Genomic DNA, 21,310 nt, shown 5'->3' on the forward strand with positions numbered 1-21,310 from the left:
AACGCTTTTCCCTATAGATAGAACGGTATGCGCGATTACCTTGAATTTGAAAAACCGCTCCGCGAGGTCGAGGAAAAGATCGAAAAGCTGGCCTCGTCCGGAAGCGGCAAGTCCAATCAGCAGGAAGAAGTCCGCAAGCTGCGGATGAAATTGGCACAGCTCGAGCATGAGCTGTACGGCCGCCTCACCCCGTGGCAACGGACGCAACTCGCGCGACACCCGCAACGACCCAGCACACTGGACTATATCAACGAAATCTTCCGCGACTTTCTTGAATTTCACGGAGACCGCGCCTTCGGCGACGACCGTGCCATCGTCGGCGGCTTTGCACGATTCAACGACCGATCGGTCATGGTCATCGGCCATCAAAAAGGCAAGACCCTGAAGGAGCGCATGCAGCGCAATTTTGGCATGCCGAATCCGGAAGGATACCGCAAAGCGCTCAGGCTTATGAAAATGGCGGAAAAGTTCAGCCGGCCGATCATCACGTTTATCGATACCCCCGGCGCGTATCCCGGGATCGGCGCGGAAGAACGCGGACAGGCAGAAGCCATTGCGAGAAATCTTCTCGTCATGTCGCGATTAACGGTGCCCATCGTCTCGGTCGTCATCGGTGAGGGCGGCAGCGGTGGCGCACTCGCGCTTGGGGTATCGGACAAGGTTCTCATGCTCGAGCATGGCGTCTATTCGGTCATTTCTCCGGAAGGCTGCGCTGCGATCCTGTGGGACGATCCGGCTAAAGTACCGGACGCCGCCACGGCGCTGAAAATGACGGCCCAGGATCTTTTGCAACTCGGCATCGTCGATGACGTCATTCCTGAGCCCATCGGAGGCGCTCATCGCGAACCCAAAGCCGTCACCGACCGTGTGGCCAAAGCGCTCACGAATCATCTGTTCCCTCTTACCGAATACTCTCCCAGTCAACTCCTTGAGCAACGCGACCAAAAATATCGCCGCATTGGATCTGTCAGCGGCATGGACTCTCCTACCCTGTAATTGTTCGCGACTCCCTGACTCTTCCTTTTGAGTACGCTCGAGAACAGCGCCCTTTCGGCTATCGTCTTCTCCTCGCCGACGGTGCGAAATATCTCATCGGTTGAGACGCATCCATCGTGCCGCTCCGATTCCAGCCGCACGACCGCTGGCGAGGCAGGCGGTCAGCAGGTAGCCGCCAGTCGGCGCCTCCCAGTCCAGCATTTCACCGGCGCAGAAGACGCCGTGGATCTGTCGGAACATGAGCCATTCATCCAGCCCTTCGAATCGCACGCCTCCCGCCGTGCTGATCGCTTCACGAACCGGTCTGGCCGCAGTCAATTTGATTGGCAACGATTTGATTGCCCTCGCCAAGCTCACCGGATTGCCAAAGTCTTCCTTCGGCACCACCTCGCGCAGCAGCGCCGACTTGACCCCCTCGATCCCCGCATAGCGTTGAAGATGCGTCGCCACGGTCCGCTTTCCTCGTGGTCTTGAAAGATCGGTGACAAGGCGGGTCAGGTCGCGGTCCGGACTGAGGTCGAGATGCAGCATAGCCGAACCGGCGCGGTCGATCCGGTCGCGAAGAAGCGCCGCAATCGAATAGATGACGCCTCCCTCGACTCCGTATTTGGTGACGACGAACTGTCCTTGCCTCCTGACAGGGAGATCCGAGGCATCGTGCGCCGACACCTCGACCGCTTTGACCGGACATCCTTCAAATCGTTCTCGGATATGATCGCTCCAGTTGACGTCAAATCCGCAGTTGGCAGGGCGGAGCGGAGCCACATCGATGCCGCGCATTTTTAGGAATGGAACCCATGAGCCATCCGAGCCGGTCTTCGGCCAACTTGCGCCACCCAGTGCGAGAATGGTGGTCACCGATGAGACGGCGCGTATGCCCTGTGGGGTCTCAAATCGGAGGCCTCCGGACTCGTCCCATCCGCACCAGCGGTGCCGCAAATGAAACGTCACTCCGCCGCTGCGAAGCCGGCGCAGCCAGGCTCGTAACAGCGGGGCAGCTTTGAAATCAGTTGGAAAGACGCGCCCTGAGGTCCCGACAATGGTGGAGATTCCCAGCTCCCCGGCCCATGTACGGACGGCTGTTGCATCGAAGGCCGACAGGAGAGGCGTCAGTTCCCCCTCGCGCCCGCCATACCGCGAGAGGAAGAGACACGCCGGCTCGGCATGGGTCAGATTGAGACCACCTTTGCCGGCCAGCAGTAGCTTGCGGCCAACCGATGGCATGGCATCAAAGACGTGTACTCGAACGTCTTCGCTCCTGACCGACTCCGCGGCCATTAATCCGGCCGGACCGCCACCGATGATGTGAATGTCCAAAACTCACCTCTTGGCCGACACCGCAAGATACCATTTCGGCTTCATCCGCCCGAAGTCCGTCCTGACGTGGACCTTCAACGATTTTTTCGAATCCAGTACGCATGTACAATCGCTGGTCCTGACAAACACGACCCAATGCCAGTACGGTCGACCATCCTTGACATGCCACTTGATTGCCAAGAGCGCCATCGGAGGCAGCCGCTGCCACGAACGAAATGGTCGCGGCATTGCCGATCGATATCCAAATCGCGTGAGCAAACGCCGCACGGGTTGGGTGTCAGACCACAATCGCGCATCTGCCGCGGAAATCCCCAATTCATCTGCAGCCGTCTTGGCCGCGGCATAAGACACGCCGGCAACGGCTGCCACACTCGCGATCCCGCAGCCGGTCCGTTCACACTGGACGACAGAATTGCGACAGAGGCTCTTGGGTCGGTTCATCGATGACGTGATCTTTCAACGCGGCGTTCTCCGACACCGAGATGAAGAGCCGCCACGTCGAGCTCCTGTTCCAGATGATGCAACACGTCATCGCTGATCGTCCCGTCATTGCGCAGCCCGACGAGCGCCAGACGCTCCGCGGTCATGGTTTCATGTTGTAGCCGCTGAAAGGCGGCGGTCGAGTCGGCGAACACAGTGCCGTCAGCCGACGCCGCCCGTGCAAAACGTTCGAGTCTCCGGCTGTACTGCAGTTTCAGTCGTTCGACGTGCTCTGGAGCAATCCAGTCCTCGGCTCTGACCTGATCCAAGCGATTCAAGGCCGCCGTCACCGCATGTTCACGCGCGAGACGTTCCTCTTGTTCGAGTCCGTGATCTTCCGTACGTGGCAGGAGACGGATCAGAGGCGGCAGGGACAACCCCTGAAAGACAAGAGTTGCCAGGATCACGGCAAAACTGATCAGAATAATTTCCTCACGAAATGGAAAAGGGCTTCCGGACTGCGTGGTCACCGGCAGTGCCAGCGCGGCAGCCAACGTCACGATCCCCCGCATTCCGGTCCAAGAGACGAGAAAGACCCAGGTCCAGGGAGGCGTCGGTTCCTTCTTACGAACCGACGCGCTGAACCATCTGGGAATGACTGCGGCAAGTGGAACCCAGATGAGACGCACGACGATGACCGTCACGCTGACCAGTGCTCCCGCTCTCAACAGAGAGCCGATCTGGTCGGGGGAAATGGCGCCCCGCAGCGCGCCCAACTGCAACCCGATGAGGATGAAAATGACGCCGTTGAGCATGAAGATGAGCAGGTCCCAGACCGCACGAGCCTGAAACCGCGTGGCAGGCGCCACCGCGTTGCTGAATGTTTGCCGTAGATGAATCCCGCCGGCCACGCACGCCAGGACAGCCGATGCATGAAGGGATTCGCTGATCACCCATGCAATGTAGGGTGACAGCAAGGTGATCGCCACCTGAGTAAAACTGTCCTCGCTATAGCACAACGCCCATCGCGTGAGGAACGACACGCCGATGCCGACCGCCGCGCCGATGATGGCCGCGTAGACGAACTGGGTGGCCGCATCTCCGATCATGAAGGTGCCGCTCGCCGCGGCTCCCACCGCCACGCGATACAGTACCAACGCCGTGGCATCGTTGACGAGACTTTCTCCCTCTAGAATCGTTACGACTCGCCGTGGAATTCCCAGTCGCTTTCCGATCGCCGTGGCAGAAACGGCATCGGGAGGCGACACAATGGCTCCGAGGGCGATTGCGGCGGCCCACTCCATCCCGGGAAACAGCATCCTGGCGACGACAGCCACCACCACGGTCGTGACCAGAACCAGTCCGACGGCCAGGAGAAAGATGGGTCTCAGATTCTGGCGAAAATCACGAAATGAAGTGAAATAGGCCGCCGCCCACAGGATCGGAGGCAGAAAAACGAGGAACACGAGGTCCGGATTGAATGTGACCGTCGGCACGCCGGGGATGATGCCCAGGACCAGTCCGCCCAGCACCAGCAAAATAGGATACGGGATCATGATCTTCTGCGCGAGCGTCGTCAGGGCCAGAACGATGGCCAGCAGCAGGATGACGATTTCGAGTTGATGCAAATCTTCCATGAACAGCCCCTCAAAGTGGTTCGAGAGCAGGCGCTAGGCTAACGAGTGCCGATCCGGAGTGTCAATGAGAAGAAGACATTGAACGGGAGGGGGGGGCCTCATCCGGCCGATCCAATTGGCGCGAAACGGTTTCCAGAAGCAATTCGAGGGGAACAGGTTTGGCGAGAGTGGCATGCGCCCCAAGGTATCGTGCGGCATTGCAGAAACCCATATCCTGACGTCCGCCCGATACGACGACGATTTTTACCTGTGGAAAATCCTGGTGGATGGCTCTCGTGATTTCGAGCCCATCCATATCGGGCATCAATATATCGGTGATTACCAGCTCGAAAGGATGCTCCCGGAGCCGGCGGACCCCCTCCTTGCCGGACGATGCTTCGGCTACCTGGTGGCCGGCGCTCTTCAGAACGATGCTAAGCAGTTTTCGTACGGAAGCTTCATCGTCGATCAACAGGATGTCCCCCACGGCTATCATCCCTCGCAGATAAGCCGACCACTCTCCGGACATCTGTTCTTGTGCCAAAGGAGCGGGATTTGGAGTACTGGCGGCTACGCCAGGTGCCTTTGCAGACGTATGCTAGCAGCCGACGGATCGATTTCAACGCCCGATCGACTCAATCCGCTGCAGTTCGTCCGGTGAGAGGGTAAAGCGCTCGGATTGAAGGTCCGCTGCCATATGCTGCGGGTTGGTCGTGCCGGTGAGGGGAAGCATTCCAATCTGCATGGAAAACCGGAAGATGATCTGGGCGGGTCCGGTTTCATACTTCGCGGCCATCGATCGGATATCGGAATCGATCAGGACCTCTCGATTGGCCGTCAGCAGCGAAAACCCTTGGTACACAATACCATGGGCACGGCATAGTTCCCGGACCTCATGGTCCCATCCGAATGCTGCATAGCAGCGGTTCTGGACCACCATGGGCTTGTGCGCCGCCTTCTCGCAGAGTAACGACAATTGTTCGGCAGAGACGTTGCTGATCCCTATCATTCTTGTTCTTTTGGATTCGTACAGTCGCTCCATCGCCGACCAAACCTGCCAATCCTCTGCGCCCAACCCACGACGATAATAGGGGCCGTGCAGCACATACGAATCGAGATAGTCGGTGTGCAGATGGGCCAGCGAGCTATCGAACGATTGTGCCACCTGAGTCGGCACATCGGCGGATGCATCGTATGGGGTGCGGTGATCCTGGCCATTGACTGGCGTGAATTTTGTTTGGAGAAATAGTCTTTCGCGCGCGACCCCTTGGGCCGACAACTGCTTGAGGGCCTCCCCGACTCGTGCCTCATCGTAGTGGATCAACTGGTTCGCCGTATCAATGGCGGTAAAGCCTGCCTGGACCGCCTCCAACACCAGTCGCGTCGTGGCGTCCTTTTTCCAGGCGGTGCCATACATAAAGGAAGGAATCGCCGTGCCGGTATAGGTCGAAAATGTCATGGTGATCTTCGCTCTACCTTGTCTGATTGAGGTTCAGCTCATTACAGTGATCGTTTCGCTCTACTTACTTCGTGCTTTGACGATGACCGCGGCAATCTGGTCGATACGGATCGTGGCGTCGTAAAATTCCATGCTCGCCAGTTCTGTCATGACGACGGCCTGCGCACCCACCTTTGCGACTTTGCCATCGAGATCATGTCCGGATACCAATTTAACCTTGACCCGTTTCCCAGCCTGCTGTTCGAGCGCTTGGCGGACGGAATCCAGGCTATTGAGCTCGACGGCCGGTTCTTCGGCTTGCGCCATCGAAAGGACGTCCATGCTCCCTGATAGAACAGTCATGTAGACGATTGCCATACCGATCAGCACTGCGTTCATAGAGACCCTCCTCCTGCCTTGGACAGGCATGGCGCGAAAAGTCCTAGCAGGATGTTGAAAAAGTCGCTCATATCACCCACCCGCCCGGACGCGCCGAGACGCGTCTTCACCAAGCTTTGTTCTCGCGGGACACTGCCGCCTCACTATCTCGGCGGCGTTCACAGGCGTGCCGTGCCTTATTCGGCACGGCGTGAACCTCAGAGGCTCAGCGTACGGCCCGGGTAAGAGCGGCTTGGGCCGCTCGGGGCGGGCGGGTGAGAAATGTTACGATTCACCTCTAAGACACGGGGCGCTCACCGACTCGCGCCCGTCCGCAACCGTGACGCTCATTATTCTTCGCGTCGCGGACCTCGCTGCGGCCTTGCCGGAAGGCCTTTTTGAACATCCTATGAGCTCTTCCAACCCAATCAGCGATCATGCCCGGCTCTGTGTTTTCCGGGGTCCAAAACAGTTTTTCAACGGCCTGCTAGTATACTGGGGAAACGCCTGAACAGGAAAGGGGCTCGGAGAGCTTATGGGGCGATGCCGAATATTGTTTTGATCTTCTGCTCCAGCAATCCGAAATCGATGGGCTTGCGCACGTAATCGCGGGCGCCGGCACGGACCGCATCCTCGAACGCTTTCCGTTCAGGATGCCCCGACATCATGATGACCGGGATCTCGGCATGGCGGACTTGGAGTTCCCCCAACACCCACATCCCGTCCATGCCCGGCATATGCAGATCGAGAAGGACCAGATCGACGGGAGACCGGGCGGTTTCCAAGGCTATCGTCGCGAGCGCCGAGCATCCGTCGGTGAACGCCATCCCCTCGTAGCCCAATGAGTCGAATCTGTCTTTGAGCGCCTCGCAGATAAATCGATCGTCATCGATGATCATGATGCGCCGCGCCATCCTCGCCTCTCTTGTGTCCGGAGAATTGCGCCAAGCGCACCATGTAAGTAAATCCTTTTCTACGCAGCTCGACATCTCCCCGGCGGCTCAGAATGTCTACGCCGAGAAACAGCTGCGTCCAGCTCATGTCGGGAATGTGCTCCATGACTTCTTCGATCGGCATCCATAGGTCGTACTGCACAACGGCCAGTATCCGGTCCTCAGGCAATCCGTCCCGTCCACGGCCTTCTCCTGTCCCAGCCTCCCGACCAACCATAGGCGACCTCCTTCATCTGCTGTTACGCCCACACACCCGATGCATGCCCAGTGCCTCTCTGTTACGACTCATCAATTATCATCGGATCGAATCTGGCAGAGTAATCTCAGCCCCAACGGTGCCCTGCGGTGATTCGATCACGACCAGGGTGCCCCGCATGATCGGATGCAACTCGCAATGATACGGGTAGCGGCCGGGCGGCAACGGGGCAATCGCAAAGCTGTTGTCGGGCGGCACAAAGACAGAATTGAATGCACAGACGCCGTCGGTCAGGCAGCCGTCATGGCGGATGCTGTGCGGCGAGGCCGTTCCGTTCGACCACCGAACCGGCATCCCTGCGGCAACGATTGCCAACTGCGGCTGATAGTATGGCGCGCTCGTTTCAAAGGCGATATCCGCCATGAGTGCGTCTGCCCGGGCGGCCGGCATGGTGACAGCCTCGGGAGAGAAGGGCATCAGCAACCAAGCGCATATTCCGATGTGACGGATGCAGCGCGGAGATTTCATGGCGGGCTCCTTTTGCCTTACCAACGTAAGCAGCGGCGTCAGGAATGAGCCTATGCCAGACCGGCATAAAGACTCGATACGGCGTTGTCGCGCCACCTATAAAGATTGCATAAAGATCAGGGAGGACCGGGGATGCCACACGGTTCAGTAAACGGCGGGAGAACTCAGGATACAGAATCGGACTCGATGCAAAACCGATAGCCGACACCGGGGTCCGTCAGGATAAACGAGGGACGGGCCGGAGCTTTTTCGATCTTCTTCCTCAGCTGCCCCACGAAGACGCGGAGATATTGCGCTTGATCACTATAGGCCTCTCCCCACACGGCTTCGAGCAGCATGCGATGGGTCAGAACCTTTCCGGCATGTTCGATCATGTACTTCAACAAATCATATTCGGTCGGCGTCAATTTCACCGGCTCCCCATTCACGACGACCTCACGGCGGTCGAAATTGACCGACAGTCCGCCGGAAGAAAAGATTGGCTGCGTGCCGCGAGCGCCGGCCGCACGTCTGAGCAACGAGCGAATCCGCGCCAATAATTCATCGACGCCGAAGGGCTTCGTCATGTAGTCGTCCGCACCGGCTTCCAGTGCTTCGACTTTTCGGCGCTCGTCGCCGATGGCGGAGAGGACGATGATAGGCACCGAGGACAAGGCTCGAACGTGACGCGTCACGTCCACACCGTTCATCTCCGGCAGCAAGAGATCCAGAATGATCACGTCCGGATGACGGTTTCGGACCATCGCCAAGGCCTGTTCACCCGTATCCGCCGTTTCAACGTCGTAGCCTCTGGCCTCCAGATTGACCTGCAGGGATCGCCTGATCGGCGGCTCGTCATCGACAACTAGGATTTTGGCTCCGCGCATGCTTGCACTCGGAGAAATCAGGCGTGCGACAGGTGGTGCAGCGTACGCACCGCGTCCCGCGTCGCCAGGGGCAAGGTGAACTCGATGATCGTGTGCGATCCTGGAGTCGAGCGTGCGGCGATCTCTCCGCCGTGAGATTCGACGATGGCCTTGCAGATCGCCAATCCAAGGCCGGTGCCGGGAATCCGAGAGGAACCTCGCGCAGGGACGCGGTAGAATCGATCAAAGATCTTCTGGAGTTCTGTTTCAGGAATTCCCGGTCCATCGTTCGCGACGCTGACCTCGATGTAGTTGCTCGTCCGTTTGGATCGCAGTGCGATCGATGCCCCAGGAGGGGAAAATTTTATCGCATTGTCCAGCAGATTGACCAGAACCTGCTGGATCTCAACCCCGTCCACCCACAGTGGAGGGATATCGGGATCAAGATTGATTTCGAGCAGGCGTCCGTTGAAACGAGCGCTGACCAGACGGACCGCCCCTTCCGCCAGCTCCTCCAACAGGTGCCATTCTCGGTTTCGACACATCGCCCCCGCCTCGATGCGGGACATGTCTAGAAGGTTGCCGACCAACCTATCCAGATAGTCGAGTTCTTCATCGATGCGATGAATCAACTCCTGTCGCAACGGCGCCTGAAGCATGGCCGCGTCGTCGCGAAGGTTGAACAGCATGGTCTTGATCGATGTCAACGGAGTTCGCAGTTCGTGTGATACCGATGACAGCAAGGAGGACTTGACCGCATCCCGCTGGCGAAAGGCCTCCATCACGGTCGCCTGACTGCGCTCAACCTCGGCCTCAGCCTGTTGAAACTGCCAGGTCCGTAGCGAGCCGACTCCGATCACGACCAGGACGGCAAGGAGCTCCCAACGGATCAGGGCATTAATGCGAGCCGCGGAATGCCGAGTCAGGAGCGAGACGACATCATTGGCGACAATCAGCAGGGCATCACTTTCATGAAGCATTTCGTCCCTCTGTCGAATGAAGTCGGGTCCACGGCTTGAGGCATTCAGCATGGCGCCCGCCATAACCGAGAGTCCGTCCAGAAGGCGGCGTTGCTCACGCAATCCGGCCCGAATCGCTTCCGTCGGAGCCGGTGGCAGCACCGGGCCCGTCATGCGGTCATCGCCCAATCCAACAGGACCTCCATCAAGCAATGACGTGACCCGATGCTTCAGCAATTCCAATGTCCGCTCATGCCGACCAACCGGGCCCTGACTCTCAAGCAGCAACTCTTTTGTATAGCGCTCGATGAGCATGCGCTGACGACCTGCGACGTCGATGACGAGCGCATCCGACTCCTGATAGTGAATGCTGGTCAGGGTCAAGGGAATGATCGAAACAGCGGTGATGACCAGAAGACCGAAAATGCCGGCAAACGTCCAGTTGCCTTTGCGACTCCGCCCGGAGATGGAGATCCCCGCCTCGCTCATAGCGACCTCCGGCCGGAAACATCATAGCAGGGTCATAGCGGGCAACTCCACAGAACTAGCCCGTTCTGTGGCCGTCATGCCCAGTGACTCAATTCCCATGGTGAAATCCCGGTGAAGGAGTATACTGACGCAGTGGGTCAGATGGACGAGGCTGGCATGCATCGCATACTCGTTCTCGGCGCCGGCAAAATTGGTTCTCTCATCGCCTGCTTGCTTGCCGAACAGGCCGGCTACACTATTCACCTGGGCGACCAATCGCTGGCCGTCGCGAAGCATCTCGTCGAAGACCTCGGCCTCGAACGTGTCACCCCCTGCCTCCTGGACGCCCGCCAACCTCATCAACTTGACGCCTATCTCTCGGCCCATCCTATGGATGCGGTGATTTCAAGCCTGCCCTATTTTTGCAATCCAGCCGTGGCGGAACTTGCCCGTTCCCATCACATCCATTATTTCGACCTGACCGAAGATGTCGCAGTGACTGACAGGATCCGCCACATCAGCACCGGTGCTTCAACCGCTTTCTTCCCACAATGCGGCCTGGCACCCGGATTCATCAGCATCGTCACCCATGACCTCATGTCTCACTTCGAGCAACTGGACACGGTCAAAATGCGTGTCGGAGCGCTTCCGCTCCATCCCAGCAATGCGCTCAAATATTCACTGACCTGGTCCACGGACGGTCTCATCAATGAGTATGGGAATCTCTGTTACGGCATCGAAGAAGGGGCGAAAGTTCCGCTTCAGCCGCTTGAAGGATATGAAACCATCGAACTGGACGGATTGTTGTACGAGGCGTTCAACACATCCGGAGGTCTCGGCACGCTCGCCGACACTGCAGCCGGCACCGTGCGGACGATGAATTACAAAACGCTGCGGTATCCCGGACATTGCGAAAAAATTCATTTCCTCATGAAGGATCTTAAACTGAACGAAGACCGGGCGACGCTGAAGCGCGTCCTCGAACATGCGATCCCGCAGACGCTGCAGGATGTGGTCCTGATCTATGCCTCCGTGTCCGGAACGAGCGAGGCCGGGTTCTTTGAGGAAAATTACGTGAAGAAAATCTATTCCCAACCTATCAAGGGAAGAGTGTGGTCGGCCATTCAAGTGACGACGGCTTCCAGCGTGTGCTGCGTGGCCGACCTCGCGCTCAACAATCCCGGACGATACAATGGATTCGTCGCGCAGGAATCCATTTCACTGCCCGATTTCCTCAGAAACGATTTTGGAGCCTATTACCGATGAGCACATGGCACACGGTCCTCAAAGATCTCGGTGTTCACGCGCTGAACCCGGGAGGAAGCACCGGGCATAGCTGGTGGTCGAGTTCACAAAAAGCCGGCCCGGTGTTGCAATCGATCAACCCAGCAACCGGCGATGTGATTGCCGGCATTCACCCTTGCGCAGCAGATGATTATGAACGCATTATTAAAGAATCACATGAGACATTTCTTCAATGGCGCTCGGTGCCTGCGCCCAGACGCGGTGAACTGGTTCGATTGATCGGGCACGCTCTCCGAGAGAAGAAACATGAGCTGGGCACCCTGGTCTCGCTTGAGGTAGGGAAGATCAAGGCGGAAGGTGATGGCGAAGTTCAGGAAATGATCGATATGGCCGACTTTGCGGTCGGTCAATCCCGCATGCTGTACGGTGCGACGATGCCGTCTGAACGGCCCTCCCACCGCATGTCCGAGCAGTGGCATCCGCTGGGACCGGTGGGAATCATCACGGCGTTCAACTTCCCGGTCGCCGTCTGGGCATGGAACGCGTTCCTGGCCGCAGTCGCGGGCGACACGGTGATCTGGAAACCTTCACCAAAAGCTCCCCTTTGCGCCATTGCCATCCAGCACATCTGCAACCGCGTGATGGAGCAGCAGGGTTATACCGGAATTTTTTCCCTGTGCGTCACCGATCAGGATGAGCTCGCCGAACGCATGGTCAAAGATGCGCGGTTACCGCTCATCTCATTTACCGGGTCGGTGGCGGTCGGCCGCCGTGTAGCATCGGCGGTCAGCCACCGACTCGGAAGAACCCTCCTCGAACTCAGCGGCAATAATGCCGTCATCGTCGACGAAGACGCTGACCTGGAACTGGCGCTCCGCGCGATCGTCTTCGGCTCAGTCGGGACCGCGGGCCAACGCTGCACGACGACCAGACGTCTACTGATCCACGAGGCGCGGGCAGAAGAGCTGACCGGCAAGTTGATCAAAGCCTATAATCAGATCTCAATCGGCAATCCGTTGGACGCCACGACGCTCATGGGTCCGCTCATCGATCAGGCGGCGGTCGAGTCTTTTCGCGCGACGCTTGCCGCCGTGACACATGACGGAGGCGAAGTGCTGTGCGGCGGCCGTGTGCTCGACCGTCCAGGTTTCTTCGTCGAACCGACGATTGTACGGGCCCAGAATGACTGGCCGGTCGTGCAGCGGGAAACTTTCGCACCGATCCTCTATGTGATGACCTTCCGCACCATCGAGGAAGCCGTCCAGATGCAGAACGACGTCCCGCAAGGCCTATCGTCGGCGCTATTCACGAATAGCCTGCGTCATGGTGAGCAGTTCATGTCGGCTGCGGGAAGCGATTGCGGCATCGCCAATGTCAACATCGGTACGTCCGGAGCCGAAATTGGGGGCGCCTTCGGCGGCGAGAAGGAAACCGGCGGAGGCCGGGAAGCGGGATCCGATTCATGGAAGGCCTACATGCGCCGTCAAACCAATACTGTGAACTGGGGACGGGAGCTTCCGTTGGCCCAAGGGATCAAATTCGGATCATCACCTTAACCGGTCGAGGCAACGCATGGATACGAATCGGGAGTTGGATGAACTGCTGGAGCGGATGGTCGCCGACTATCTATCACGGAACAGCGCGGCCACGCAGCTGAAGAAAATGCTCGACGAAGCCGGCGTGGGCTTCTACCCTGTCATGGATCACGTCACGTTGCGGACACTCGACATCGACCGCCGGGCACGACCGTTCATGTCGCTTGGGTACACCTATGACGAGACACTGGAATATGACGACTGGTACGCGAAGGTGTACCGGAAGACCGGGTACCCTGCTCTCTTCGTCGACCAGGCCTATCCGGGAGAGCGCGGCCGGAGCAGTATCATACCCGGCTGGGTCAACACATTCGGAGACGAGACCTTCCATCACATCGCGGCCAGGGTTGAGGATATCGAGAAAGCCATCGACCGGCTGAAGAACAAAGGCGTCGTGTTCGCCGGCAAGATTGTCGGCGGAGCGGGAGGACCGCTTCGGCAGATTTTTTCCACTCCCGAGATGGTGAACGGCCAGCCCTTCTCCGTTCTTGAACTGGCCGAGCGGCACCGCGGCTATCAGGGATTCATGCCTCCGCAGGCGGACAGCTTGATGAAATCTTCAGCCGGACGATAGGACATCGTCTTGGGAACCTTTATCCCATGTCCAGCAACACGTGCGCCGGATTCCTGTCTCTCGCGATCGTTTTCATCAGTTGATCCCCGAACAACACCACCACTCGCCCGCGCTGGTCCTTCACCAGCATCGAATTGGACGGGGCCTTGAAGGTCGCTGGATCGCCTTCCAGCCAGGCGCTACAGGTAAATCCCAATGAATCCAGAATGGTTTCGACGCGGTACTCGTGACGCAGCCGATACTGCAGCACATCGAACTGCAAACGGCCGACCGCCGCGACCAGGGATTCGAGATCGTTCAGGCTGCGCATGATCTGCACGGTCCCTTCTTGGGCCATTTGCTCCATGCCCCTGTCGAACGCCTTGCGTTTGCCCACATCGGTCGGACGGATTCTCGCGAAAATTTCCGGTTGGAACTGCGGCAACGGCTTGTAATTGAACCCGCCTGTGACGGAGATCGTATCCCCAATGGCAAACAGGCCGGGATTGATAATCCCGATAATGTCGCCGGGAAACGCTTCTTCGACCGTGCTGCGTTCCTGGGCCACCAGGCTATGCGGTCGGGAAAGGCGGACCTCTTTCCCCAAGCGATGATGCCTGACCACCATGTCGCGTTCGAAACGGCCCGAGCAGACTCTCAAAAACGCCGTACTATCCCGGTGCTTCGGGTTCATGTTGGCCTGCAGTTTGAACACATAGGCGCTGAACGGAGTCTCGACGGGATCAATGGACACTTCCTCGCCGTTGTCCGCATCTGCCGGTCTGGCCCCAGGGGCGGGCGCAAGGGACACGAATGCATCCAGAAAGCTCTCAATACCGAAGTTGGTCAGCGCCGACGCAAAAAACACCGGCGTCACATCTCCTTCGAGAAAACGGTCGCGGGAAAACGGATTTCCCGCCACCTCCAGCAATTCCAGATCATGCCGGACGGCAGCGATCACCTCCGGCGTCACTCGTCCGCTGCCCTCCAGGTCGCGCAAGAACATGCGCGCGACATCAACCTTTGTGGCTCCGCCATGGGCGGTCCTGCTGAAAAGCTGCACACGGTCATCTGCGCGGTCCACGATGCCGGCGAAATCACTGCCGGATCCGATCGGCCAGTTGACTGCGGCGGCATGGATATTCAGCGCCTCTTCCACTTCCGTCATGAGGTCCAACGGTGGACGCCCCGGCAAATCCATCTTGTTCATCAGCGTCAGGACCGGAATGCGCCGCATGCGGCAGACGGCAAATAATTTACGAGTTTGCGCCTCGACGCCTTTGGCGGCATCGATCACCATGATCGCGCTGTCTGCAGCGGTCAGGGTCCGGTAGGTGTCTTCCGAAAAATCCTGGTGTCCGGGAGTATCCAGAAGATTGATCACGGCATCCTTGTATGGAAACTGCATCGCGGATGCGGTGATTGAAATACCTCGCTCCTGTTCCATGCCCATCCAATCGGATGCGGCGGTCTTGCCGCCTTTCCGCCCGCGAACCATGCCGGCGGTCCTGATGAGTCCTGAATACAACAACAATTTTTCCGTTAGCGTCGTTTTGCCCGCATCCGGGTGGCTGATAATCGCAAACGTTCGGCGCTGCGCAGCAGCAGCGGCCAGTCCGTGTTGGAGTGCAGTGCCGGGGGTCATAGCGGCGCGCAGCATACCACATTGTATCGTGCAACACGCAATGCAACAGCGAGCCGTTCCGTCCAGGGATGGCCGGCGCGGCGGACGCTACGCATTCAGCTTCCACCAGAAAACTCGATGCGCCTCCAGGCTTCGTACACCACAACCGCCGCGGCATTCGATAAATTGAGGCTTCGACTTCCCTGTACCATCGGCAGCCTGAGGCGCCGGTCATCCGGAAAGGTCTTCAATATGTCCGCGGGCAGGCCTCGCGTCTCCGGGCCGAATACGAAGACATCTCCCTCGAGAAAATCAGCCTGGTCATAGCGGCGACTTCCCTTCGTCGATACCGCAAAGAGTCTGCGTCCATCGAATTGTCTCAAGCATTCCCGCCAGTTCTCGTGGAGCGTGACCGCCGCGTATTCATGGTAATCAAGGCCGGCCCGGCGTAGCTGGCGGTCATCCATGGCAAATCCCAGCGGTTTGACCAGGTGAAGCGTGATGCCGGTATTCGCGCACAGGCGAATGATGTTGCCGGTATTGGGCGGAATTTCCGGCTCGTATAGGACGACGTCAAACATACCGCGGCGGTCTCGTGGGGAACGAGTCTATCATGGGTCGTCGATCCGGCGTCGATGGAATCCTTGCTGAGTTGGCCACATACCCAAATGGCTTGACTAAGGTCGATGTCGACCGTATGAGTAAATATGACCTCTGGGGCTCGCCGGATGGCTGCGGGCTTCCGTCACGGCATCCTCCCTGACGAGTTGTGTTACGAAGGGCGTCTTTCACGCACGCATGCGATTCGTCTGGTCGGTGAAATCAAGCGTACCGCCTTTCTTCCGGCTGCTTTCCCCTCACATTCGCGGTCGATGCATGGTCCGAATCATCCTCTGCGTCATGACGCTGAGCGCGACCATCCCATCGTCCGGGTTTGCAGAGGATGAAAAGACCCCGCTCGCAGGCGAAGAGTTTCATACCGAAGTCATGGGCGAGCCTGTCAAGGTGGAAGCGCGGGACAGGAAAATCGTCACGGCCGCCAGTTTCGGCGTGGAATACCTGCCGAATGGCCCGAGTTTCTATCAGGTCCTGCCGTTCGGCGCCCTGTACGTCTGGCGCAATTCCGACGACGAGAAACGCCGGTTCAGGGGAACGTTTTCCGGCCCCGTCAACGACCTCACGTACAACGTGGGAAGCCATTCCTCAAGCGGCTGGGAACTCCGTATGACGTTGAACACCATGATCATTCCGATCGGTCGCGCTGAATACGTTGAAGGGCAGATCATCCGCGACGTCGAACTCGAGTGGAGCTACGTGTTCGGGGGTCTCGGCATCGCGTACCGCAAACAGCTTTCACCCGGCAATCAGGATAATGCCTTGGAAATCTCCCTCACCTACGAACCGGGTTTTCGGTGGTTCAGCGGTACGAGCCGGACCGCCTCCAACTTTGTCGTACCGAACGACACCTACGAAGGCCACGTGCATGCCCGCCTGCGCAAGGACGCATTGGAGCGCAACCTCATGGAATTGCCGCACCGCGGCTATGCCTTCGGGGGCGACTTCATCTACGGACATCGCATGAAATGGGACAATTGGGGCGGCGGCCAATTCGGCACCTTCAACGGCCAACAGCAGCGGGAGTTTGTGATGGGCAGCGTGTTCGGCCTGGCCGCAACCGGGGTACCCTTCGTCAACAGCGAGAAGCACCGTTTGGTCACATCGCTGTATGGCGGGATCGGCAGACATCTCGACCGGTTCTCGACGTTTCGCCTTCCCGGACGACCAACGGGCTATGAATGGGAAGCCCTGGCACTGCCGATGCTTCCGAGCGTCGCCTTCAATGAATTATTCCCGACTCGATATGGAATCGGGCATCTCGAATACCGATACGAACCCATATTTTTCCTCTATCCCTACGTGCGCGGGTCGTGGGGCTTTGTCGAGCAGCCTCGCTTCAACCCGGACAGAAGCATCCGGATGAAAATGGACTCCATGCCGGCGCTGGGCGGAGGTGTCGTCAGCGGAGCCCCCTGGCGCTCACAAGTGGAGATCAATTACAGCTACAACTTCGGCATCTACAGCGACCACAGCGGAGGCGCGCCGATGGCCGGACGTCATGGATTCTTCGTTTTTTGGTCCAAGCAGCTATAGAGAACAGCCGAGCGAGCCCGCTGCGCCCATCCGCCGACTCGCGTCAGCCGGCAGGTGCATTCGCACGGGCCTCGGTCATGCTGACCGTGCGCCTCACGTGGTGAACCAGATAGACGACGACGGCGATATTGACGAGCAGCAGAACAATGCGAAACGTGGTCGCCCGTTCCATGATCTCATAGAGTTCAAACGGAATCAGCAAGCCGGTTGACACGACCGTCATGTAGGCAGCCCACCACGCTTCCAGCCAGAGCCCCGTGCCCTCGATCAACAGCACCGTCGCATAAATGAAACTCACGACTCCCGCCATCAGCACCGTATGAGGCTGCAACGCGTCGACCCGCAGCACCAGCGCGTGAAGGATTCGCGAGTCTCCGTTGAGGTGCAGAACCTCCATGAGGCTGGCAAATTGCGCCGCGATATCTGCATGCACCATCCGAAGCAGACCAAATGCAAGGATCAACAGAGCAACCCCTTTTATCAATCGAAATATGGCGATGATCGCCAAACCGGCGTTATGCGAACGGGAGGAGTTCATCGATTGAGAATGGACAGCACGGGCATCAAGGTTTGTCAGGCTGAACAGGTTGGTTCAAGACCTACTGAGGCTGATCCTTCTTGGCGTTGCTCCTTTCCTTCTCGATGGCGTCGCGTTCGGCTTTGCATTCGCCTGCTTCGCAACGTTGGGTTTCTTCGTCCTGATTTATTGCGCACGTATTTTTATCTTCCTGGCTAATGGCGTTATCCATGCATTTCATGAAGGCTTCCTGGGCCGCACGGTAACATTCTCCGCAGGGTGTGTCGGCTGAAGTCACGGTCGCGCTTACGGTGGAGACGATGCCCCCGGCAAGAACCCACATTCCTAGGTGGCGGAGCAGCCGCGCGCGCGTCATTTGATCCCGATGACCATAGAGTCAGGACCCGTGAGCCGTTCCACCTTCGAGCTGCGGAAACCCGCTGTCTTCATCCAGGCCCGGCAATCTGCGCCCGTGAAATCAAATCCCCCGGGGGTTTCGATCAGCATGTTGAGGCTCATCAACAGGCCGAAGGCATTCGTTTTCCTGGCATCGTCGATCAACGCCTCATGAATGATCAGGGCTCCGCCCGTTGGCAGCGCCTCATGGGCTTTATGCAACAGCATCATTTTCTCTTCGAGATTCCAATCATGCAGAATGTGCCCCATGATCAGCACATCGGTCTTTGGAAGCGGATCCTTAAAGAAATTTCCGGCATGGAAGCGAACCCGAGCCCCTAACCGATTGGCTTCTATATAGCGCTCGAAGACAGGCTGCACGACCGGCAAGTCCATGCCGAAACCGGTCAGATGTTTGTGAGCCGAAGCAATTTCGACCGCCACGCCTCCCTGTGCGCATCCCACATCAGTGAATGTCTTGTAGCGCTTCCAGGTAAATTTCTTGGCGATAACTTTGGCTGATCCGATGCTGAGTCCCGTCATGGCCTTGAGAAATCCTTCTAGCCGCCGCGGGTCTGCATACAACGCCCCGAAGAAGTCTTCACCGGATTTGGCTTCATTCTGCGGCTTGCCTGTTCGAAGTCCCTCGGTAAGCGAACCCCAGAATCGGTACAGTCTGGCGTTCGCCATCTCGAGTATGCCGCCCACATACGATGGTTTGTGGCGGTCCAAAAATAGACCCGTCTCCGGAGTGTTGGCATAGCGCCCCCCGGTTCGCTTGAGCATGCCCAAGGCAACGAGAGCATCGAGAAAATCCCGCGCGCCTCGCTCATGAAGATTCACGCGTGCCGCCAATGCCGCAAGGTCGAGTGGTCCCTTGGCGAGTTCCGTAAATACGCCGAGTTCGATCGCGCTCAGGAGCGTCTTCGATCCCCAGAACGCCGTGCCGAGCTGAAGGATTGCCGCTGGAGTTGTGTGCCGTGCCGCCATGGATGATCCTTTCTGAACCGTGGCTAGAAACTGCCGTGATCCAATGCGCGCATCTCTTGCTTCAAGATTTCCTTCCTGCGTCGACGCTCCAGATGCCAGACCCTTGTGACGAAATATACAAAAACACAAAGCAGTAGAGCGCGGCCAACTCACCCATATTCTGGATCGGGAGAGGAGCCTGGAGCCCATGGACCATCCAATAGGCAAAAGCCATGAGCCCGCTGCAGAGAAATGCGGCCCAGCGGGTATAGAGTCCGATCATGACGAGAGTGCCTCCAACCAGTTCGATCGGACCCGCCACGCCGATCACGAAAGAAGGAATGGGCGGCGGAGGAATCGGGATGCTGAAAAGTTTCTGTGTGCCGTGCCACAGAAACAGGAAGCCGGTTACGATGCGCAGAAGCGCGTAGGTTTGAGGACCATAGCCTTGCAGAAACGATGGCATCGCGTGCCTCCTCTCGAAGTGGTGGGATGACGCAGGAATGGAAAACCGACGGACAGGCTACTGAGTTCATACGGATCTGTCAACGCGGCCGCATGCCAGATGATGGAATCGTGCGAAACAACGAGACGATGTGCGAGCGCCATGTCACGCCTACATGCAGTAGTTTCCACTGGTCCAATTTCCACCGGCACTGTCGCATTCGTACTTGTTCGTGGCCCTGCCTCGTTCTGCCTGACGCATGGCAGCCTCTGCATCGATTTTGTCGAACTCTTTAGCCGCGTCTCGAATGTAGGACATGCGTTCGACACTGTTATGAAAAGTGATTCCGACCGGATCGGCCGGGCAGCGAAGTCCTCGTATTGCGTTTTGTTCCTGTACGTCTCGAAAACCGATACAGTTCGTCCAATCACTCAGCCAACGCGCCCAATAGGCCCCTTTGGGATGCCCAAGTTTCGCAGCTTTCTTGAACCACTGGATGGCGAGCGCACGATTTTGGGGCACTCCCATCCCGAACTCATACATGCGCCCCAATGCGAATGCCGCATAGTCGTATTTCTCCGCTCCCTTGGCATACAGACGGGCCGCCTCGGCCCAGTTTTCAGGAACGCCTTTTCCCAACTCATAGAGCAGACCGAGCGTTTTCAGGGCCACCGGGTGGCCCTGATCTGCGGATTTCATATACCAGAACGCCGCTTGTTTCTCGTTCTTCGGCACGCCGTCACCGAATTCATAGAGTTGCCCGATACCAAGCTGGCAGTCATCATTTCCCATGTCCGCACATTGCCGATAGAGCTTCGCCGCCTTGTCGAATTGCTTCTGCTTATAGAGACGATACGCTTCCGCTTTAATGGTCATTCCCGGCCTTGTGTCATTTCGATCCTTTTCTCGCTTCTCGACATAGGCAGGAGCCGCCTTATCTCCCATCGCAATCGCCTTCTTCAAGAGTTCATTGGATTTGGCTTCATCGTGCGGCACACCCGTGCCAAGGTGATAGAGAGTGGCCAGCCGGCGCGCGGCGGCCGCGTTGCCGTTATCGATCCCCTTCTGATACCACTTTGCCGCGGTCGTCACATCCTCCTTTACCCCACTGCCCTGCTCATACAGTATTCCCAATACCAGCGGAGCCCGCATATGGCCGGCGTTGGCGGCTCGTTCCAGCCATGGAATCGCTTCCTTGTATTCTCTGGACACATAGAGCTTGATTGCGCCGGCGCAAAACATGGATTGGGCGTCGCCCGACTTGGCCTTGGCAACATGACTCGTCAGGGCGATGCCGGCAGGAGCTTTGTGAAGACATTCGGTGTCGAGGAAACTATCGGCGGCAAGTGCGTTCGCTCCCGTCTCGTCGAGCATGATGAACAGCGTCAAGACACCGGCAAGGATTCTCCCAAGGAAGCTGAGAGAGATGATCGCAATCATCAGCCGACCTCCGGGGCATTCTGAGCCGCGCATAGCAGCCTGGTCAAATAAAGCAGTTCGCCTTAAGATCAGAAAGGCAATGTGACGATCGCCCGCCGTCAGTTCGGGTGATCATCCCGGGAGCGCTCAGGTGGGGCGCAGGAATGTATTTGAGCATTTTATCGCAGAGGTCGTGGCAGCCGCCTTCAGGCGGCTGCCGCGGATAAATCGTTTCCAATGATTTGAACGTCCGCTGTCACGTTCGGTTCTGCCAACCTGACA

The 21,310-nt window shown here is 58.1% G+C and carries 23 protein-coding genes; 5 read left to right on the plus strand and 18 right to left on the minus strand.

Annotation, left to right across the window (positions count from 1 at the left end):
• Positions 1–27: 27 nt before the first annotated feature.
• Entirely contained in the window at positions 28–996 is a 969-nt protein-coding gene (locus W02_RS03510; RefSeq protein WP_173044851.1) for an acetyl-CoA carboxylase carboxyltransferase subunit alpha, read from the plus strand.
• 93 nt (positions 997–1,089) lie between these two features.
• Here W02_RS03510 and W02_RS03515 read toward each other — a convergent pair whose 3' ends face one another.
• The 11 genes from W02_RS03515 to W02_RS03565 form a co-directional block, all read right to left on the minus strand.
• Positions 1,090–2,313 carry a TIGR03862 family flavoprotein gene (locus tag W02_RS03515; protein WP_173044853.1) on the minus strand — a complete coding sequence of 408 codons (1,224 nt, stop codon included), beginning with the start codon at positions 2,311–2,313 and terminating at the stop codon, positions 1,090–1,092.
• 3 nt (positions 2,314–2,316) lie between these two features.
• Positions 2,317–2,754: a hypothetical protein gene (locus W02_RS03520; RefSeq protein WP_173044855.1), complete on the minus strand. Its 438-nt coding sequence runs from the start codon at positions 2,752–2,754 to the stop codon at positions 2,317–2,319.
• Complete coding sequence (locus W02_RS03525) at positions 2,751–4,370, minus strand: Na+/H+ antiporter (RefSeq protein WP_173044857.1); 1,620 nt, start codon at positions 4,368–4,370, stop codon at positions 2,751–2,753. The genes W02_RS03520 and W02_RS03525 overlap by 4 nt, the downstream gene beginning before the upstream one ends.
• Before the next feature lie 61 nt (positions 4,371–4,431).
• The gene (locus W02_RS03530) at positions 4,432–4,836 is read right to left on the minus strand and encodes a response regulator (protein ID WP_173044859.1); all 405 of its coding nucleotides are present in this window, start codon (positions 4,834–4,836) and stop codon (positions 4,432–4,434) included.
• Between the two features lie 132 nt (positions 4,837–4,968).
• On the minus strand, positions 4,969–5,808 hold the full coding sequence (locus W02_RS03535; RefSeq protein ID WP_173044861.1) for an aldo/keto reductase: 840 nt from the start codon (positions 5,806–5,808) through the stop codon (positions 4,969–4,971).
• 60 nt (positions 5,809–5,868) lie between these two features.
• Entirely contained in the window at positions 5,869–6,186 is a 318-nt protein-coding gene (locus W02_RS03540) for a hypothetical protein (RefSeq protein ID WP_173044863.1), read from the minus strand.
• Positions 6,187–6,698: 512 nt separating this feature from the next.
• Positions 6,699–7,064: a response regulator gene (locus tag W02_RS03545; RefSeq protein ID WP_173044865.1), complete on the minus strand. Its 366-nt coding sequence runs from the start codon at positions 7,062–7,064 to the stop codon at positions 6,699–6,701.
• On the minus strand, positions 7,051–7,335 hold the full coding sequence (locus W02_RS03550; protein ID WP_173044867.1) for a hypothetical protein: 285 nt from the start codon (positions 7,333–7,335) through the stop codon (positions 7,051–7,053). Before W02_RS03550 ends, W02_RS03545 begins: the two co-directional genes overlap by 14 nt.
• A gap of 78 nt (positions 7,336–7,413) precedes the next feature.
• Entirely contained in the window at positions 7,414–7,842 is a 429-nt protein-coding gene (locus tag W02_RS03555) for a hypothetical protein (protein ID WP_173044869.1), read from the minus strand.
• A 164-nt stretch (positions 7,843–8,006) separates the two neighbouring features.
• Positions 8,007–8,708: a response regulator transcription factor gene (locus W02_RS03560; protein ID WP_173044871.1), complete on the minus strand. Its 702-nt coding sequence runs from the start codon at positions 8,706–8,708 to the stop codon at positions 8,007–8,009.
• A 17-nt stretch (positions 8,709–8,725) separates the two neighbouring features.
• The gene (locus W02_RS03565) at positions 8,726–10,135 is read right to left on the minus strand and encodes an ATP-binding protein (protein WP_173044874.1); all 1,410 of its coding nucleotides are present in this window, start codon (positions 10,133–10,135) and stop codon (positions 8,726–8,728) included.
• A 156-nt stretch (positions 10,136–10,291) separates the two neighbouring features.
• On the opposite strand from W02_RS03565, the gene W02_RS03570 reads away from it, so the two are divergent.
• The 3 genes from W02_RS03570 to W02_RS03580 are packed head-to-tail and all read left to right on the plus strand — an operon-like array spanning position 10,292 to position 13,528.
• On the plus strand, positions 10,292–11,380 hold the full coding sequence (locus tag W02_RS03570) for a saccharopine dehydrogenase family protein (RefSeq protein WP_173044876.1): 1,089 nt from the start codon (positions 10,292–10,294) through the stop codon (positions 11,378–11,380).
• Positions 11,377–12,915, plus strand: coding sequence for an aldehyde dehydrogenase family protein (locus tag W02_RS03575; RefSeq protein ID WP_173044878.1), 1,539 nt, complete (start codon positions 11,377–11,379; stop codon positions 12,913–12,915). Before W02_RS03570 ends, W02_RS03575 begins: the two co-directional genes overlap by 4 nt.
• Before the next feature lie 16 nt (positions 12,916–12,931).
• Positions 12,932–13,528 carry a VOC family protein gene (locus W02_RS03580; RefSeq protein WP_173044880.1) on the plus strand — a complete coding sequence of 199 codons (597 nt, stop codon included), beginning with the start codon at positions 12,932–12,934 and terminating at the stop codon, positions 13,526–13,528.
• A 19-nt stretch (positions 13,529–13,547) separates the two neighbouring features.
• On the opposite strand, the gene W02_RS03585 is transcribed toward W02_RS03580, so the two are convergent.
• On the minus strand, positions 13,548–15,167 hold the full coding sequence (locus W02_RS03585) for a peptide chain release factor 3 (protein WP_232068642.1): 1,620 nt from the start codon (positions 15,165–15,167) through the stop codon (positions 13,548–13,550).
• Positions 15,168–15,247: 80 nt separating this feature from the next.
• Positions 15,248–15,712, minus strand: coding sequence for a tRNA (uridine(34)/cytosine(34)/5-carboxymethylaminomethyluridine(34)-2'-O)-methyltransferase TrmL (gene trmL, locus W02_RS03590; protein ID WP_173044882.1), 465 nt, complete (start codon positions 15,710–15,712; stop codon positions 15,248–15,250).
• A 295-nt stretch (positions 15,713–16,007) separates the two neighbouring features.
• Here trmL and W02_RS03595 point away from each other — a divergent pair, with 295 nt between their 5' ends.
• On the plus strand, positions 16,008–17,282 hold the full coding sequence (locus W02_RS03595) for a hypothetical protein (protein ID WP_173044884.1): 1,275 nt from the start codon (positions 16,008–16,010) through the stop codon (positions 17,280–17,282).
• A 43-nt stretch (positions 17,283–17,325) separates the two neighbouring features.
• Here W02_RS03595 and W02_RS03600 read toward each other — a convergent pair whose 3' ends face one another.
• From W02_RS03600 to W02_RS03620, 5 genes are all read right to left on the minus strand, one after another.
• Positions 17,326–17,820: a DUF2127 domain-containing protein gene (locus tag W02_RS03600; protein ID WP_173044886.1), complete on the minus strand. Its 495-nt coding sequence runs from the start codon at positions 17,818–17,820 to the stop codon at positions 17,326–17,328.
• Positions 17,821–17,881: 61 nt separating this feature from the next.
• Positions 17,882–18,175, minus strand: a complete 294-nt coding sequence (locus W02_RS03605) for a hypothetical protein (protein WP_173044888.1) — start codon at positions 18,173–18,175, stop codon at positions 17,882–17,884.
• On the minus strand, positions 18,172–19,185 hold the full coding sequence (locus W02_RS03610; RefSeq protein ID WP_173044890.1) for a methyltransferase: 1,014 nt from the start codon (positions 19,183–19,185) through the stop codon (positions 18,172–18,174). The genes W02_RS03605 and W02_RS03610 overlap by 4 nt, the downstream gene beginning before the upstream one ends.
• Before the next feature lie 61 nt (positions 19,186–19,246).
• Positions 19,247–19,630, minus strand: coding sequence for a DoxX family protein (locus W02_RS03615; RefSeq protein WP_173044892.1), 384 nt, complete (start codon positions 19,628–19,630; stop codon positions 19,247–19,249).
• A gap of 150 nt (positions 19,631–19,780) precedes the next feature.
• Complete coding sequence (locus W02_RS03620; protein WP_173044894.1) at positions 19,781–21,049, minus strand: tetratricopeptide repeat protein; 1,269 nt, start codon at positions 21,047–21,049, stop codon at positions 19,781–19,783.
• Positions 21,050–21,310: the final 261 nt, after the last annotated feature.

Source organism: Nitrospira sp. KM1 (assembly GCF_011405515.1).
Taxonomy (GTDB): Bacteria; Nitrospirota; Nitrospiria; order Nitrospirales; family Nitrospiraceae; genus Nitrospira_C.

Coding starts and splice junctions, on each gene's coding strand:
- W02_RS03510 (WP_173044851.1), top strand. CDS start 28: ATGCGCGATTACCTTGAATTTGAAAAACCGCTCCGCGAGGTCGAGGAA.
- W02_RS03520 (WP_173044855.1), bottom strand. CDS start 2,754: ATGAACCGACCCAAGAGCCTCTGTCGCAATTCTGTCGTCCAGTGTGAA.
- W02_RS03525 (WP_173044857.1), bottom strand. CDS start 4,370: ATGGAAGATTTGCATCAACTCGAAATCGTCATCCTGCTGCTGGCCATC.
- W02_RS03535 (WP_173044861.1), bottom strand. CDS start 5,808: ATGACATTTTCGACCTATACCGGCACGGCGATTCCTTCCTTTATGTAT.
- W02_RS03540 (WP_173044863.1), bottom strand. CDS start 6,186: ATGAACGCAGTGCTGATCGGTATGGCAATCGTCTACATGACTGTTCTA.
- W02_RS03545 (WP_173044865.1), bottom strand. CDS start 7,064: ATGATCATCGATGACGATCGATTTATCTGCGAGGCGCTCAAAGACAGA.
- W02_RS03550 (WP_173044867.1), bottom strand. CDS start 7,335: ATGGTTGGTCGGGAGGCTGGGACAGGAGAAGGCCGTGGACGGGACGGA.
- W02_RS03555 (WP_173044869.1), bottom strand. CDS start 7,842: ATGAAATCTCCGCGCTGCATCCGTCACATCGGAATATGCGCTTGGTTG.
- W02_RS03560 (WP_173044871.1), bottom strand. CDS start 8,708: ATGCGCGGAGCCAAAATCCTAGTTGTCGATGACGAGCCGCCGATCAGG.
- W02_RS03565 (WP_173044874.1), bottom strand. CDS start 10,135: ATGAGCGAGGCGGGGATCTCCATCTCCGGGCGGAGTCGCAAAGGCAAC.
- W02_RS03570 (WP_173044876.1), top strand. CDS start 10,292: ATGCATCGCATACTCGTTCTCGGCGCCGGCAAAATTGGTTCTCTCATC.
- W02_RS03575 (WP_173044878.1), top strand. CDS start 11,377: ATGAGCACATGGCACACGGTCCTCAAAGATCTCGGTGTTCACGCGCTG.
- W02_RS03580 (WP_173044880.1), top strand. CDS start 12,932: ATGGATACGAATCGGGAGTTGGATGAACTGCTGGAGCGGATGGTCGCC.
- W02_RS03585 (WP_232068642.1), bottom strand. CDS start 15,167: ATGCTGCGCGCCGCTATGACCCCCGGCACTGCACTCCAACACGGACTG.
- trmL (WP_173044882.1), bottom strand. CDS start 15,712: ATGTTTGACGTCGTCCTATACGAGCCGGAAATTCCGCCCAATACCGGC.
- W02_RS03595 (WP_173044884.1), top strand. CDS start 16,008: ATGGTCCGAATCATCCTCTGCGTCATGACGCTGAGCGCGACCATCCCA.
- W02_RS03600 (WP_173044886.1), bottom strand. CDS start 17,820: ATGAACTCCTCCCGTTCGCATAACGCCGGTTTGGCGATCATCGCCATA.
- W02_RS03605 (WP_173044888.1), bottom strand. CDS start 18,175: ATGACGCGCGCGCGGCTGCTCCGCCACCTAGGAATGTGGGTTCTTGCC.
- W02_RS03610 (WP_173044890.1), bottom strand. CDS start 19,185: ATGGCGGCACGGCACACAACTCCAGCGGCAATCCTTCAGCTCGGCACG.
- W02_RS03615 (WP_173044892.1), bottom strand. CDS start 19,630: ATGCCATCGTTTCTGCAAGGCTATGGTCCTCAAACCTACGCGCTTCTG.
- W02_RS03620 (WP_173044894.1), bottom strand. CDS start 21,049: ATGATTGCGATCATCTCTCTCAGCTTCCTTGGGAGAATCCTTGCCGGT.